The sequence below is a fragment of the Leptospira idonii genome, from assembly GCF_004770995.1.
In the GTDB taxonomy this organism is placed as follows: Bacteria; Spirochaetota; Leptospiria; order Leptospirales; family Leptospiraceae; genus Leptospira_A; species Leptospira_A idonii.
This window is the reverse complement of sequence record NZ_RQHW01000039.1, coordinates 1-992: the sequence shown is the minus strand read 5'-3', so window position 1 is coordinate 992 and position 992 is coordinate 1. Positions and strand designations below refer to the sequence as shown.

The following is a 992-nucleotide window of genomic DNA, read 5'->3' as shown; positions in this document are numbered from 1 at the left end:
TGTGGATTCTCTCCTACCTGCATCGACATCGTATGATTCAACATATTGCTATCCATCTGTGTCAATCTAGTCTGCAACTGGTTGATCTGTTCTTGGATCTTCTTAACATCGCCAGCATTTGTTGCCTTTCCTTGCTTCTCTGCTAAGTCTCCTAACTGTTTTGTTATGTCCAAACGATCACTTGCTAGCTCACTACGTGTACTCACGAAATTATCTGTATAATTATAGAAATCCTTCTCTGATTTATTTAAGATATTCTTATCCAACTTTCCTGCATACTGGCTCTCTTCACTTACCGAATATCTCTTTGCATCCTGTATGATCGCTGCATTCACTATCTTATTCGATGACTGATTCAACCGAGTCGTTTCTGTATCAATATACTTCACTAATTCTTTATATGCTTTCGAGTTCTTTATCTCTGCTAGCTTACTATCGCGTATTGTATTCTCGAAAGATGTCGTATTTAATGTTTCTGCTCCTCCTCGTATATCTATTGTAGAATCTTTAAAATACTGTAAGAAAGCCTTCTCTTTATCGGAAACTAAAGGAGACTTCATATACTGATCAAAACTACTTCTGTCATTGAGCAAGTTGGCTAAATCTGCATACTTCTCTTTGTTTTGCTTTAGTTTCGATACTGCTTCATCATTTTGTTTAATTTGTTCTACTGCTGATTCGGGGAGAATCTTTGATAACGTCTCTATCTTTGTTTTAAGCTGATCTGGACTATCTCCAAATGTTCCTGCTTTAGTTCCCGTTTTAGGTTTTTGGTCTGCTGCTGTCGTTGAATCTCCTCCAACTCCTTGACCATCTTTTACTCTAACTATCTCTATTGGTTTGGGAACCTCTGTGTTCGATGCAACATCAGACGGTGACATTCCTTGAAGTGTTGACTGTGGTAGATCTGGTGCCTTCGGCATTTCAGGAGCATCTTTTGGCTTCACACTAGCTAACAGATTGTCTTCCTCTCTCCGTCCTACACCAAACAA

At 38.8% G+C, this 992-nt stretch carries 1 protein-coding gene; it reads right to left on the bottom strand.

The features are described 5' to 3' along the window. Positions 1-992, bottom strand: a 992-nt coding sequence (locus EHS15_RS19115; protein WP_167884210.1) for a hypothetical protein, incomplete at both ends; no start/stop codon positions are given.